This window comes from Paenibacillus farraposensis (genome assembly GCF_020736845.1).
GTDB lineage: Bacteria > Bacillota > Bacilli > Paenibacillales > Paenibacillaceae > Paenibacillus > Paenibacillus farraposensis.
Genome location: NZ_JAFFQR010000112.1, coordinates 916,848 through 930,333 on the forward strand (window position 1 = coordinate 916,848; position 13,486 = coordinate 930,333).

At 48.6% G+C, this 13,486-nt stretch carries 12 protein-coding genes; 3 read left to right on the forward strand and 9 right to left on the reverse strand.

Annotation, left to right across the window (positions count from 1 at the left end):
• Positions 1-14: 14 nt before the first annotated feature.
• From mmsB to JO375_RS23125, 4 genes are all read right to left on the reverse strand, one after another.
• A complete protein-coding gene (gene mmsB / locus JO375_RS23110; protein WP_229526657.1) occupies positions 15-1,178 on the reverse strand; it encodes a multiple monosaccharide ABC transporter permease in 1,164 nt (387 codons plus the stop codon).
• Positions 1,162-2,712: a multiple monosaccharide ABC transporter ATP-binding protein gene (mmsA, locus tag JO375_RS23115; protein ID WP_229526658.1), complete on the reverse strand. Its 1,551-nt coding sequence runs from the start codon at positions 2,710-2,712 to the stop codon at positions 1,162-1,164. Before mmsA ends, mmsB begins: the two co-directional genes overlap by 17 nt.
• A gap of 34 nt (positions 2,713-2,746) precedes the next feature.
• The gene (chvE, locus tag JO375_RS23120) at positions 2,747-3,832 is read right to left on the reverse strand and encodes a multiple monosaccharide ABC transporter substrate-binding protein (RefSeq protein WP_322098773.1); all 1,086 of its coding nucleotides are present in this window, start codon (positions 3,830-3,832) and stop codon (positions 2,747-2,749) included.
• A gap of 481 nt (positions 3,833-4,313) precedes the next feature.
• The gene (locus tag JO375_RS23125) at positions 4,314-4,649 is read right to left on the reverse strand and encodes a MerR family transcriptional regulator (protein WP_229526659.1); all 336 of its coding nucleotides are present in this window, start codon (positions 4,647-4,649) and stop codon (positions 4,314-4,316) included.
• A gap of 203 nt (positions 4,650-4,852) precedes the next feature.
• On the opposite strand from JO375_RS23125, the gene JO375_RS23130 reads away from it, so the two are divergent.
• Together JO375_RS23130 and JO375_RS25190 are read left to right on the forward strand one after the other, a co-directional pair.
• Positions 4,853-6,049 (forward strand): MFS transporter, encoded by a 1,197-nt coding sequence (locus JO375_RS23130; RefSeq protein ID WP_229526660.1) that lies wholly within the window; start codon positions 4,853-4,855, stop codon positions 6,047-6,049.
• A 215-nt stretch (positions 6,050-6,264) separates the two neighbouring features.
• The gene (locus tag JO375_RS25190) at positions 6,265-6,612 is read left to right on the forward strand and encodes an isochorismatase family protein (protein WP_377531950.1); all 348 of its coding nucleotides are present in this window, start codon (positions 6,265-6,267) and stop codon (positions 6,610-6,612) included.
• 171 nt (positions 6,613-6,783) lie between these two features.
• Here JO375_RS25190 and JO375_RS23135 read toward each other — a convergent pair whose 3' ends face one another.
• Positions 6,784-7,212 carry a hypothetical protein gene (locus JO375_RS23135; protein WP_229526661.1) on the reverse strand — a complete coding sequence of 143 codons (429 nt, stop codon included), beginning with the start codon at positions 7,210-7,212 and terminating at the stop codon, positions 6,784-6,786.
• A gap of 226 nt (positions 7,213-7,438) precedes the next feature.
• Between JO375_RS23135 and JO375_RS23140 the strand changes: the two genes are divergently transcribed.
• A complete protein-coding gene (locus JO375_RS23140) occupies positions 7,439-7,702 on the forward strand; it encodes a helix-turn-helix domain-containing protein (protein WP_229526662.1) in 264 nt (87 codons plus the stop codon).
• Positions 7,703-7,770: 68 nt separating this feature from the next.
• On the opposite strand, the gene hcp is transcribed toward JO375_RS23140, so the two are convergent.
• From hcp to JO375_RS23160, 4 genes are all read right to left on the reverse strand, one after another.
• The gene (gene hcp, locus JO375_RS23145; RefSeq protein ID WP_229526663.1) at positions 7,771-9,063 is read right to left on the reverse strand and encodes a hydroxylamine reductase; all 1,293 of its coding nucleotides are present in this window, start codon (positions 9,061-9,063) and stop codon (positions 7,771-7,773) included.
• A gap of 96 nt (positions 9,064-9,159) precedes the next feature.
• Positions 9,160-10,413 (reverse strand): response regulator, encoded by a 1,254-nt coding sequence (locus JO375_RS23150; protein WP_229526664.1) that lies wholly within the window; start codon positions 10,411-10,413, stop codon positions 9,160-9,162.
• Entirely contained in the window at positions 10,394-12,442 is a 2,049-nt protein-coding gene (locus JO375_RS23155; protein ID WP_229526665.1) for a cache domain-containing sensor histidine kinase, read from the reverse strand. Before JO375_RS23155 ends, JO375_RS23150 begins: the two co-directional genes overlap by 20 nt.
• Positions 12,423-13,430, reverse strand: coding sequence for a substrate-binding domain-containing protein (locus JO375_RS23160; RefSeq protein ID WP_229526666.1), 1,008 nt, complete (start codon positions 13,428-13,430; stop codon positions 12,423-12,425). The genes JO375_RS23155 and JO375_RS23160 overlap by 20 nt, the downstream gene beginning before the upstream one ends.
• Between the last annotated feature and the right edge of the window lie 56 nt (positions 13,431-13,486).

Genomic DNA, 13,486 nt, shown 5'->3' on the forward strand with positions numbered 1-13,486 from the left:
ACTTGAAGATGAGATTAAGCCGATCTTTTGTTTTTGTTGTAAATATCGAAGGCAACCGCCAGCAGCAGCACCAGACCTTTGATCCCTTGCTGCCAGTCAATGCCCAGACCGATCAGGGACATGCCGTTATTCAGTACGCCCATCACCAGGCCACCGATAATCGCTCCAAATACAGTCCCGATCCCACCGGTTGCCGAGGCTCCGCCGATGAAGCAGGCTGCGATGGCATCCAGCTCGAAGTTCGTACCTGCTCTTGGCGTAGCCGCGTTCAGACGTGCCTCGAAGATCAAACCGGAAATGGCAGCCAGCACGCCCATGTTCACAAATACCCAAAACGTTACTTTTTTCGTTTTGACACCAGACAGGCCCGCCGCCTTTTCATTTCCGCCCAGCGCATACACATGGCGCCCCATAACTGTGCGGTTCATTACAAAGGAGTAGACAACAATCAGAATGAACAGCAATACGAGAATGTTCGGGATGCCCGCATAGCTTGCGAGCATAAAGGTGAACAGATTGATGATCGCAGCCACCACAATCAGCTTGAGTACAAACAGGGGCTGTGACGAAACTCCAAAACCGTATTTAAGCTGAGAACGACGCTCGCGAAGCTCATTGAAGATAAACCAAACCGTAAGCGCGATGCCGACGATGATGGATACCAGGTTGTAGCCGGAGGATGCGAGATCCGGCAAGAAGCCTGAACTGATTTTTTGGAAGCCCCCCGGAAAAGGAGAAATGGATTGGCCTTCCAGTACAATCATCGTCAATCCGCGGAAGAGCAGCATTCCCGCCAATGTAACGATGAACGCCGGAATCCGCACATAAGCGACCCAGAACCCTTGCCACGCGCCAATCAGTGCCCCGACCGCTAGAGCTGCAATCACGGCGATCCACGCCGGAAGCTGCCAATCGACCATCATAATCGCGGCCACTGCGCCGACAAAAGCAGCAATGGAGCCGACAGACAAATCAATATGCCCTGTGATGATAACCAGCACCATTCCGATAGCCAGTACGAGAATGTAGCTGTTTTGCAAAATCAGATTCGTAATATTAATCGGCTTCAACAGCAGCCCGCCCGTCAGCACCTCGAACAGGATCATAATAACGACCAGCGCAATCATCATGCCATACTGGCGAATGTTATTTTTAAATAATTTAGTTATGGTTTCCATGCTTCACGCCTCCTGACTTGGTCATATATCTCATCAACGTTTCCTGCGATGCGTCCTCACGGCTAACCTCTCCGGTGATTCGCCCTGCATTCATGACGTAAATCCGGTCACACAAGCCCAGTACCTCCGGCAGCTCGGATGAAATAACCAGCACTCCCTTGCCTTCAGCGGCAAGCCGGTGAATAATCGTGTAAATTTCATATTTGGCACCCACATCAATGCCGCGTGTCGGCTCATCCAGAATCAGAATATCCGGCCCGGCAAAAATCCATTTGCTCAGCACCACCTTCTGCTGATTGCCGCCGCTCAGATTGCCCGTCTTCTGCAAAATGGTAGGCGCCTTGATGTTCATGCTTTTTTTCATATCCTCGGCAACGACGACTTCCTCCTGCTCATTAACGACAACACCCTTCGTCAGCTTCTTCAGGCCCGTCAATGAAATATTGCGCTTGATATCATCCATCAGAATCAGGCCATATTCCTTGCGATCCTCTGTCACATAAGCAAATCCGTTGTTAATCGCGTCCGTGACCGTGTTATTCTGGATCGGCTTGCCGTCCTTGATCAATTGACCCGAAATGTTGCGACCGTACGATTTGCCAAACATACTCATGGCCAGTTCGGTACGCCCTGCCCCCATCAATCCGGCAATACCGACAATTTCACCCCGCCGGATATTCAAATTCACCTGATCCAGCACCTTGCGGTCCGCATGATGCTCGTGATATACCGTCCAATCCTTCACTTCCAAAATAACATTGCCGATCTCTGCATGACGCTCCGGATAACGGCTGGTCAGATCACGTCCAACCATCCCGCTAATAATCCGGTCCTCCGTGACCTCATCCTTTTTCATATCCAATGTCTCAATCGTTTTTCCGTCCCGTAAAATCGTGATGGAATCAGATACCTTGGCGACCTCATTCAGCTTGTGGGAGATGAGAATACAGGAAATGCCCTGTCTTTTAAATTCCAGCATCAACTGGAGCAAGTTTTCACTATCATCCTCATTCAACGCCGCTGTGGGTTCATCAAGAATGAGCAGCTTTACCTTTTTGGAAAGCGCTTTCGCAATTTCGACCAGCTGCTGCTTCCCGACCCCGATATTCGTTACCAATGTGTTGGGATTTTCGCTCAGCCCAACCTTGGACAACAGCTCGCGTGTACCGACAAAGGTCTCTTTCCAGTTAATCACGCCGCTTTTGGCGCGTTCGTTGCCCAGATAAATATTTTCCGCTATCGAAAGATACGGGATCAGCGCCAGCTCCTGGTGGATAATGACGATGCCCAATTCCTCGCTCTGCTTGGTATCCTTGAACTCGCACGTTTTTCCCTGGAAAATAATATCCCCTTCGTAGGTTCCATGCGGGTATACACCGCTCAGTACCTTCATCAGCGTCGATTTGCCCGCCCCGTTCTCACCGCACAGGGAATGAATTTCCCCTTCCTTGATCTTGAGATTTACATTTTCCAATGCCTTTACGCCAGGAAAGGTTTTGGTAATTCCCTTCATTTCCAATATGATTCCACTCATGGGATACGCTCCTTTCGGTTTGGATCGCCTACGCTTATTTCAGTCCAATTTGCTCCTTGGTGTAATAATGGCTGCCGACAATATCCTTTTCGACATTCGTCCGATCCACCGATATCGGATCAAGCAAATAAGCAGGAACTACCTTGATCCCGTTGTTATAGGATTTGGTGTCATTGACCTGTGCTTGCTTGCCTTGCAAAATACTGTTGGCCATCATAACCGTTTGCTCTGCCAGCTTACGAGTGTCCTTGAATATGGTTTGCGTCTGCTCCCCGGCGACAATCGATTTGATCGAGGCCAGCTCTGCATCCTGTCCCGTAATGATCGGCAACGGCTTGTTCGTTGATCCGTAGCCCACCCCTTTGAGGGATGAAATAATACCAATGCTAATCCCGTCATAAGGAGATAACACCGCGTCCAGATTGGCTCCCGAATAATAGGCACTCAGCAGATTATCCATCCGCGCTTGGGCCAAGGCTCCGTCCCAGCGCAGCGTAGCGATTTGTGCCATCGTCATTTGCTTGCTGCGTACGACCAGTTTGCCGGAATCGATATATGGCTTCAGGACAGACATCGCACCATTAAAAAAGAAATATGCGTTATTGTCATCCGGTGATCCGCCGAACAGCTCTATATTGAAAGGGCCTTTGCCTTCCTTGAGTCCCAGTTTCTTCTCAATATATTCCGCCTGCAGCACGCCCACCTTAAAATTGTCGAAGGTCGCATAATACTTCAGATACGGCGTATTCCGAATCAAACGGTCATAGGAAATGACCTGAATCCCCCGGTCATGCGCCTTCTTGATGACGTCTGTCAGCGTGTTGCCATCCACCGAAGCGATAACCATGACATTTACACCTTTGGTGATCATGTTCTCAATTTGGGAGATTTGGTTTTCTACCACGTCCTCGGCATACTGTAAATCCGTTTTATAGCCTTGCTCTTGAAACAGCCGGACCATATTTTCCCCGTCTCCTACCCAACGTTCGGACGATTTGGTCGGCATGGAAATACCCACATAGCCTTTTTCCTTGCTGCCCGTTCCACTCTCCGCCAAATTACAGGCCGAAAGCATCAAGGCTACAACCAGAAGCCATATGGCGACAGCTCCTTTTTTCATATAAAGCTCCCCTTTCCTCATGTGATGCGGGTCATTTTGAAGGATTTTGCAAACTCCTCTGGTAGTGCTGGTTAGAACACAGGTTAGATAGCGCTTACAATAGAGCGGTGATGGACACCTCTCTTTTCTTATTTGCAACCACATGGTATCATCCCGGGCCAGGGAAGGTCTTTGCTGGTTTTGAACTTTTTTTATAAAAATTTAACCTTTGTGTGGAGGAAATAAAATAACCCTGAAAAGGTATACGGTCAATTGTGTTAGCTCAATGATTTGTGATACGGTTCTCCGCGCTGTCGGAAACGGCAAGTCATCGAAGGTTGAGCCATCCTCCGGCTCTCCAATAAGTCATAAAAAAAAGGGGCTACCCTTCATTAAAGGATAGACCCTAAAAAAGCCTGCTCGGCATGTAACTTCAGCTCGTTGCGCCGGATGTTTTGATCAATGGTGTATAATTTGGCATCATCAGAACCTGAAGTGGCAGCTACTCATCAGCAGGTTCCGGTCGACCCGCAAGCTTTTTAAACACCTCATTGATCATCTTCATCCGCTCCTCTACTTTCTTCGCAGCCGCGTCCAATGTAAAGCCGTCATCCAAAAGCTCCTTTACTAAAAGGATTTTTTTTATGCTGAGATAGTCGTACTTTCTGGTTGTCCCTTCGCCTTCTTTAAACGATTGAATAATCCCTTTCTCTTCCCAGTAGCGAATTTGCCTCTGCGGTACGCCTGTAATGTCCGAGACTTCTCCAATACCAACAACTAATTTACTCAACAAATCAAAATCCAATAACGCATTATCCAACGGTTCGTTAGGGCTCATATGTTCACCTTCTACTTCAATGTTATTGAAAATATTTTACTGCAATCGAATTATATTTACAACGAAAAATATATTATTGACATTAATTGTAGAAATGTTACAATCAAGGCGTGTAATTTACCTAGATTAACTGCTTGAGGAGATGATATTACACCAATAAATCAACGTTAAGAAGGGTTCAGAAGAAATAAGGAGGTTATAGGATGACGGAATTCGTTGGGAAGGTCAAACGGTCTTCCCCCAAAAATTATCCATTGATGACGGCTATACTCCTATGGTGCGCCCTAGTAGTAGTGTCAAGTCTATATATCACCCTGCCAATGGTATCCGTTTTTGCAAGCACATTTAAAGTCACACCGGAGATAGCGGCATGGACAAGCAGCGCTTTTTCATTCTCTTATGCTGTAGGCTTTCTATTTTTCGGCCCTTTATCTGATCAATACGGCCGAAAGCAGCTGATGCTTGCCGGTTTAGTTGCAATGCTATTCATTACACCGCTGCTTGGCCTCATGACCAGCTTGTCCGGGCTCATCGCACTCCGCGCTGTACAAGGCTTAGCCGCAGCGACTTTTGGCCCCTCAGCGCTTGCCTATGTTGTAGAAATGTTCCCGCTGGAAAGAAGAGTAACGACAGTCGGCTTTGTCAGCACCGGTTTTTTGATGGCAGGGATTACTGGACAAATTTTCAGCAGTCTTATTAGTCAAAATCTGGGCTGGCCTTATGTGTTTTATCTCCTTGGAGCCCTGTATTGCTTATCGGCTATTCTGCTCCATAGCTTCCTTCCAAAAGGGCAGGCCCGCGGAACAAATACAAGTATGCTGACCCCATTCAGGCAAATGGTGGCTATGCTATTCCGGAAGCCGTTATTCTTTTGTTATGTAATTACCGTGACACTGCTGCTTTCGTTTGTCGGCATGTACACAACGCTCGGAAACTACCTGCCCCAGGCTCCGTTCGCACTAACTACCAATCAAATTTTAACGGTACGGGCCGCGGGTATTTTGGGTATGATCTTATCACCATTTGCCGGGCGGCTAGTAGCGAGGTACGGATTGAAACCGGTACTGCAGGCAGGACTTATACTCAGCGCAGCAGGTCTTGCGGCGGTTGGAATTAGTTCCAGCCTTCCCGTTCTAATTGGCATGAGCATTGTGTTTGTTTCGGGAATTTCTATCACAGTGCCTACGATGGTCTCGTTGATTGGAAGTTTAGCGGGGGAAGCGCGCGGCGCAGCGGTCACTTTATACACGTTTATTTTGTTCATAGGAGCGACGCTTGGCCCCATTACCGCCTTGAATCTGCAAAAAACAGAAAGCTATGTCCTTACTTTGGAATCGTTCGCTCTTCTCTTGATTGTGGCCTTTTGTTTATCGTATTTTGTCAAACCATCCAGCCTATAGTATCGTATTTCATACACTAATATTAGGAGGAATCTCAAAATGTCCATTGTCCATTCTACAAGAACCTCTCCACGTATCGACCAGTGAAAAAGAAGCTCTTGTTTTAATTGAATACCAGAATGAATGGCTCTCAAAAGACGGAAAAATTCATCATTTCATCGAAGATCATCAACAATTTGCTGATTCAGTTGAAAGCTCCATAAGATTACTGGAGGCTGCAAGGAAGCCAGTTCGGAGAAGCGTTCACACCTGAACCCGGGGAGTTTGTTGTATCGGGAAGAACCGGAGCCAGCGGGTTTGCGGGATCAAATTTGGATAGCTTCCTTCGAAATCAGGAGATCAAAAAAATATACATCGCAGGTTATGCGTTTCACGTATGCGTAGAATCGACTCTCAGACACGGGCACGACCTTGGTTATGAAATACGGTTGTCGAAGACGCGACATCCGCTTTTACACAAGAACAAAGAAAGCATGTCCTCGAACACGTACTTCATCATTTCGGAAAATCGATTACCGTTGATCAATTCATTGAGAAGCATATTTCTCAACACTGTCAATTAGATAAGGTTTCAACTCTCTCCGAAAGGAGATAAAGGAATGGTTGAGAAGACATTTTTGCTGGCTTGAGGACTTTGCTTGGCAGCAGAAAACAGAAGAAAACAAATAAGACAAGAAAAACACCGGCGATAGGTTGGCTCCCTAACCGGTGTTTTTTTATTGCCTGATGCAGGTCTAATCAACAATGATTCGATTAAACGATTTTTCTTTAAAAATAGATGGATACCGCTTCGATGGATCAGCTACAATTCGCTGTGATAAACGCTTTAAAATATGGTCGGTTTTATAAAGCAACATGTCTACTTCCTCCAGCTTCATCGGCTCTTTGGAGGCATCGTCCTCTCCGGAAACAAGGTAATGCACTGTACCTATAAACAGTACCTTATCCAGACTCGGCTCAGCATCTGTGTGGATTAACCTGAGCAGATCGTTCATGGACAGGCTAAAAGATGAAGGAATGATTTGATTTCGATGAACATAAATGGCCTTTGCCATCGAAAACAACGCTCGGTCACAAAGAATGAGGCAGTTATAAAACTGCTTATGGTCGCGCATAAGCTGGGCAAGCTTCATTTGATACCGGGCAATCTTTTGAAAATCCATTATGCAATTCTATACGCTTTAATTTTGCACAGAAATCATCTCCTGAATATAAATTCACAAATGGTGTGAGCAAGGTAGCTCTTCTAACTAGAGATTTTGCAAAAATCCAATAAGCGACTTCCAATAAACAATATTTAGATCGAAATGGTTTAGTTCGTCTATATATTGCACTTTGGAGCGACCGGAATCGAATTTTGTAAAATCCTTACTAAAGAGAGGTGTAATTATGTCTGAACTTCTGGAATTAGTTGGAACACGTATTCGCGATATTCGGAAATCCAAAGGGCTTTCACAGGAAGCTTTAGCCGAAAAAGCAGGATTCAATTCGAACGTGAGCGTTTATCAATTACTTACATATGTGAAGGAAAATGATGAGCTTACCGAAGAAGATTTAAGTATCAAAAATATTCTGACTCTGCTAAGAACGCGCGAAGCCAAAGATACTGAACTGGCATTAAAATCTGATGGACATATTTATAAGATTCGATGAACGATAATGTTAAAATAGTACATCACATTAAAAAAGGAACTGCGCTCTGCAGTTCCCCTCTCATTCCCTTACGACAACGACAGCATTGCTTTCATATCTTCCTCTGCTGTAGTAATCAGCTTTAAGCCAAACATCTCCACAAGCACATCCAGTACACCAGAAGAAATAAACTCCGGCGGCTTCGGTCCAATGCGGATATCCTGAATCCCGAGACTAAACAAGCCGAGCAGAATCGCTACTGCCTTTTGCTCGAACCAGGACAGCACGATGCTGACTGGCAGCTCATTCACGGTGCAGCCGAAAGCATCGGCTAGTGCCAAAGCGATTTTTACCGTAGAACCGGAATTGTTGCATTGTCCCAGATCAATATAGCGCGGAATGCCGGTATCTCCAACTGTGCCGTAATCCACATCATTGAAGCGGAATTTACCGCAGGATGTGGTCAGGATGACCGTATCATTCGGCAAGGATGTGGCCAGCTCGCGATAATAATTGCCGCCTTTGCCCGGTGCATCACAGCCTGCAATGACGAAGAAACGGCGAATATGTCCGTCTTTAACCGCCTGAATAATTTCAGGAGCCAGACCGATAACCGTCTCATGATGGTATCCTGTCGTCAGCACCTGTTCAGACTCTACATTTGCAGCTGGCAATGCCAACGCGCGCTCAATCAGTGGAGAGAAATCGTCATTCACAATTTTGGCAACACCCTCCAGCCCGGCTACTTCATAAGAGAAGAAGCGGTCTGCATACGTGCCTTTAATCGGCATGACACAGTTCGTCGTGGCAAGAATTGCGCCCGGGAACTCCTCGAACAGTCTGCGCTGATCGTACCAGGCCTTGCCGATATTGCCTTTGAGATGCGCATATTTCTTCAATGCCGGATAACCGTGGGCTGGGAGCATTTCCGAGTGGGTATAGATATTAATGCCTTTTCCTTCGGTCTGCCGCAGCAATTCCTCTAGCGCATACAAATTATGTCCGGTCACGACAATACATTGACCTTCAATTTTATTCTGGCTGACTGTAATCGGCTGTGGAATACCAAAACGATCCGTATGCGCCCGATCCAGCACATCCATAATCCGTACGGCCGCATTACCGACCTTCATCGCCATTTCCAGATGCTCTTGTACATTAAAGTTAGAATTGGTTAAGGTCATATATAACGCTTCGTGCGTAATACGATCCACCTCGGGATCGGTATAGCCCAGCTGTCTGGCGTGGGTCGCATAGGCGGCAATCCCTTTTAAGGCAAAAATCATTGTATCCTGCAGGCTTGCTACTGTTTCATTCTTGCCGCACACTCCGACTACTTTGCACCCGCCACTTGGCGTCTGTTCACACTGATAACAAAACATATTGTTTTCCTCCAAATTATTGAAAGGTATTTGTTCATTATCCTCAGCGTAACAGACCCCTTAATTACGAGGTGTGATTACACACACATTTTCATGTCACTCCTGCTCCAACGTGTTGATTCCGTTTCTACCACCCTTGCGGTACTGTGCCGGAGAGACACCCATGGTCTTTTTAAAAGCGGTGCTAAAATAGTGCTGGCTGTCGTATCCGGTACGTTCTGCAATATCGAGAATGGACAGCGTCGTGGAGTCCAGCAATTGAACCGCCTTGCGGATACGGGCACGTGTGACAAGGGTTACGAAGCTATCGTTAAGCTCCTTTTTGAGCACGCGGCTGAGATACACAGCGGATACTTGCAGCCGCGATGCCAGGGTCTCCAGCGTCAGCCCCCGATCAGCATAGCCTTCCTGAATGAGCTGGCGCGCCCGCCGTACCAGTGGAGACAGCTGCGATTCGCCGTACACGCTGTCACGGCACACCCGGAACGCATCGATCGCGCCTTCCAGACCTCCGGCGTTTCGCTCCACATGCGTATGAACCGCTATATTCAAATAGCTTCCAATCACCTGCTCGATCGAAGCGCCAATCGTCTCCGGCGCCTCCTCCCACAGGCACATGCCGATCAGTCCATTCGCATCGCGAAACAGTACATGCGGCCGGTCCTCCAGCAGCTCGGCAATGATATTTTCGGCGGCAAAAAGAAACAGCTGGCGGTCATTTTCGCGCATAATCGCTTGTCGTGTCTCTACTGCAGGCCAGCGCACCACGCCGATTTGAACGGGCGCCCGGGATGGAAGATGCAAAAACGCCAGCTGCTCCATGACGTCTTTTCCTGTGTGCTGTCCTTCCAGCCATTCCAGACAAAAGCGCTGGCGCAGCAGCGGAATATTGCGCTGGATCTGCTCAGCGGCTTGTTCCACATAGGCGGCACGCTTGCGCTCTTCATCCAGCCGATGACCGAGCCGCGACAGTGCCGTATGCAGCTGCTCCGCATCTACCGGCTTCAAAATATAATCCTCTACGCCAAGCCGCACTGCCTCCTGCGCATAAGTGAATTCATCATGCCCGGAAATGATCAGGCACCGGCATTCCGGACGTTCCTCCCGCAGCCGCCGGATCAGCTCTATCCCGTTCATGAACGGCATGTTCATATCGACCAGCAATATGTCGATGCCAAGCCGCACTGCCAGCTCCAACGCTTCTTCACCGTCCTCCGCCTCACCCGCAACCTCCATGCCGAGTGCCGTCCAGTTTACACAATCCCGTATTCCTTCACGGATGATCGGCTCATCGTCTGCGATCAGCACTTGATAACGTTTGGCCGTCCCTCTAGTCATTGATTTTTCCATCCTGATCCTCTCCTTTTTCCTGAGGCTTTCTTAGTTGTCCTGCATCCCGCAGCAACGGATGAATGATCGTAACGTTGGTGCCTGCTCCTTCTACACTCTCCAGCACAATTCCATATTCCTGACCAAAGGATAACTGAATACGCGCCTGTACATTCAGCATGCCGTAGCTTCTGCCATTTGCACTTGCTCTGCTTTGCTTCTGCTGTTCTTCCATCGCTTCCAGCGGCATTTCCAGCAAATGTCGAAGCTCCCGCAGCCTTTCTGCCGTCATCCCTGCGCCATTATCACGGACCGTCAGCAGCAGCTTGTCACCGCGGATGTTCGCTTCTACCCGAATCGTGCCTGGGCCGCGTCTGGCTTTGATGCCGTGATAAATGGCATTTTCCACTATAGGCTGAAGGATTAGCTTCAACACGAACAGGTTCCCCAGTTCCTCAGATACGGCTAATTCCCAGCGAAGTCTGTCCCGATATCGGGTTTGCTGAATTTGCATATAGCTTGAAATATGCTCAATCTCGGAATGAAGCGGAATAAAGTCATCTCCCTTGCTCAGCCCAATGCGGAACAGTCTTGACATGGCCCCGATCATATCGGACACGTCGTCTGCCCCATTTTTTCGAGCCATCCAATGTATCGTATCCAGCGTATTGTATAGAAAATGCGGCTTAATGTGCTCCTGTAGACTGCGCAGCTCGGCATCCCGTTTTTGCCGCTCCCTGAGCTCACTAAGCGACATGAGATGGCGAATTTGCTCCAGCATCCGGTTAAAGCTTCGACCCAGCAGTCCGATTTCATCACCGCGATCACTCCACTCGCGAACCGTAAGATCCCCGGTCTCTGCCTTCCGCATATAGGACATCAGCCGGAAGATCGGCTGCGCAATGGAATGCGACAAACGCAAGGATGCCGTCAATCCAAACAGACATACAATGAATACAAAACAGACGACGTAAAACTGGATTTGCCGCACCTCCAGTGTCGATTCCCCTGCCGGGAATACCCCCACCGTTCTCCAGCCCGTAAATTCGGAAGCACGGAACATGAACAGCAAATCCCTTCCTCCTGATGAATGGGTGAACATTCCGCTGTCACCTGTCCCGAACCATTCAGGAGGAATACGCTCAATCAGCGGCGTATCCGGCATATATACGCTGCGTCCCTCAGCATCTGTCACCATCAAATACCCGGTTTTGCCCAGAGTCACGTCCCGGGCCGCCTGCGACACAGCCCGCAGCTTGAGATCAATCATAATCACGCCCAGCACACGTCCAGTCCCGGAATCTGTGACTGAACGGACGACAGATACAATCTCACTCTCCTTATACCGGACATGCGTGGTCACATTACGATGGTGCGGCTGTCCCAGCACAGTAAAAATACCGGCATGCTGTGCCGCCTGCCGGTACCAATCTTCTTCGGTCAGGCTGCGCGTGCTTCTCGCATACATTTCGTTGCTGATATAGTCGCCGTGTTCGTTGACGATTAGAATCCCGGCAATTTCGGGATATAAAGTAGTAAAACCCTGCAAAAATTGCTTCATGCCATACAGCTTATCCTGTGCCTGTACAGAGCCTGCCGCTTGACCAGGAAAGAACGCCGGATTCTGTGTTCGCTCCTTCCGGTTGATCGGCGTTATTGTATCTCCATGACTCACTCGACCTGCATGATCATCGGCCAGCGTCCGGCCTTGCAAAAAGTCCCCGATATCCGGGTTAAAACCGACCAGATAGGTCATGTTCTGCAGATTTTCCATTTTGGTATCCAGCGCCTCGTTCACTTTGCCAATCAACTGCATTGTATGGTCTTCGACCTGCCGCTCAACAATCCGTTCCACTGTCCAGTTGACAAGCAGGCCTAATCCCAGCGAAGGCACGATGGCAAACAGCAGGAACAGCAGCATTAGCTGGTACCGTAAAGGCATATTGCGCAAGCGCAAACGCGGCATCCATTTGCCCGCTCCTGCATGGATGCGCTTCCATATTTCAGGACCCCAGTTTTGTTGCCGATCGTCATTTTGCATAATAATCATCTACATTCTTCCGGGTAACCACAGAAATACCTGTATCCACCCGCACAGGCAGCGGCGCGTTGTCATCGGAGGGGGAAGGTGCCGGAATCGTCAAATGATGATGCAGATGGAACAAATATTGCAGCGACCAGTAGCCCATGCTCCATGTCCCCTGCGCAATCGTTGCCGAGATCGTGCCCCCACGGATCAAATCAAGTGTCGCCTTATTTGTATCAAAAGCAATGATTTTCGGCGGATGGCTGCTTTTTTGGCTCAATACCGCTTCACCCACACCTGTTCCTCCTGTTGCATCGGTCGCAAAAATCCCCGCCAGCTTCGGATGAGCCTTCAATAGCCGGATCGACTCATTCCGGGATACCAATGTGTCTGCGTGTCCGTCTGCCACCTCCACCACCTTCATGGCAGGATACTGCCGCTCAATGGTATCGCGAAAGCCGCGTGTGCGTTCCTCATGATTTTGCTGGCCAGGCAGAGTCAGCACAGCAACTTCACCTTCTCGTCCCAGCAGTTCAGCCATTTTATCCGCAGCGATCTTACCCGCCTTGTAATTATCCGTTCCCAAAAAAGAATACGCACGGCTCCCCGGTGCCTCTGAATCAAACAGCACCACAGGGATGCCCGCATCCACTGCCTTATTAATCGCCGGGACCAGGGAGTGAGGATCAATCGCGGAAATTGCAATCCCTGCCGGATTCCGGGCAATCGCCTGCTCAATAACCGTCGTCTGCTCCTGTGCATCGTAACGGGTAGCTCCTCGATACTCTACAGTCACACCCAAAGCATCCCCGGCATCCTCAAAGCCCTTGAGTGTGCTTTTCCAATATTCCAGGCCTGACTGAAACGTAATCATGATATAGGTTTCCCCGATACTGCCTCTCAGCCCTTTCTCCTCCCAAGTGCCATTTAACGGCCCGGTTTGTTCATATTTGAATACATAAAGTGCAAAAGCCGCAATCAGCAGCATATAGACCAGCAGCGTTTTTTTCATGTTCCCACCTCTTCCCCTGCATATCCCCAAGCTGTAAATTTACGTAATTCCATTTA

Bases quoted from the DNA above. Each gene is read 5' to 3' on its own strand.
- mmsB (WP_229526657.1), bottom strand. From the start codon at position 1,178: ATGGAAACCATAACTAAATTATTTAAAAATAACATTCGCCAGTATGGC.
- mmsA (WP_229526658.1), bottom strand. From the start codon at position 2,712: ATGAGTGGAATCATATTGGAAATGAAGGGAATTACCAAAACCTTTCCT.
- chvE (WP_322098773.1), bottom strand. From the start codon at position 3,832: ATGAAAAAAGGAGCTGTCGCCATATGGCTTCTGGTTGTAGCCTTGATG.
- JO375_RS23125 (WP_229526659.1), bottom strand. From the start codon at position 4,649: ATGAGCCCTAACGAACCGTTGGATAATGCGTTATTGGATTTTGATTTG.
- JO375_RS23130 (WP_229526660.1), top strand. From the start codon at position 4,853: ATGACGGAATTCGTTGGGAAGGTCAAACGGTCTTCCCCCAAAAATTAT.
- JO375_RS23135 (WP_229526661.1), bottom strand. From the start codon at position 7,212: ATGGATTTTCAAAAGATTGCCCGGTATCAAATGAAGCTTGCCCAGCTT.
- JO375_RS23140 (WP_229526662.1), top strand. From the start codon at position 7,439: ATGTCTGAACTTCTGGAATTAGTTGGAACACGTATTCGCGATATTCGG.
- hcp (WP_229526663.1), bottom strand. From the start codon at position 9,063: ATGTTTTGTTATCAGTGTGAACAGACGCCAAGTGGCGGGTGCAAAGTA.
- JO375_RS23150 (WP_229526664.1), bottom strand. From the start codon at position 10,413: ATGGAAAAATCAATGACTAGAGGGACGGCCAAACGTTATCAAGTGCTG.
- JO375_RS23155 (WP_229526665.1), bottom strand. From the start codon at position 12,442: ATGATTATTATGCAAAATGACGATCGGCAACAAAACTGGGGTCCTGAA.
- JO375_RS23160 (WP_229526666.1), bottom strand. From the start codon at position 13,430: ATGAAAAAAACGCTGCTGGTCTATATGCTGCTGATTGCGGCTTTTGCA.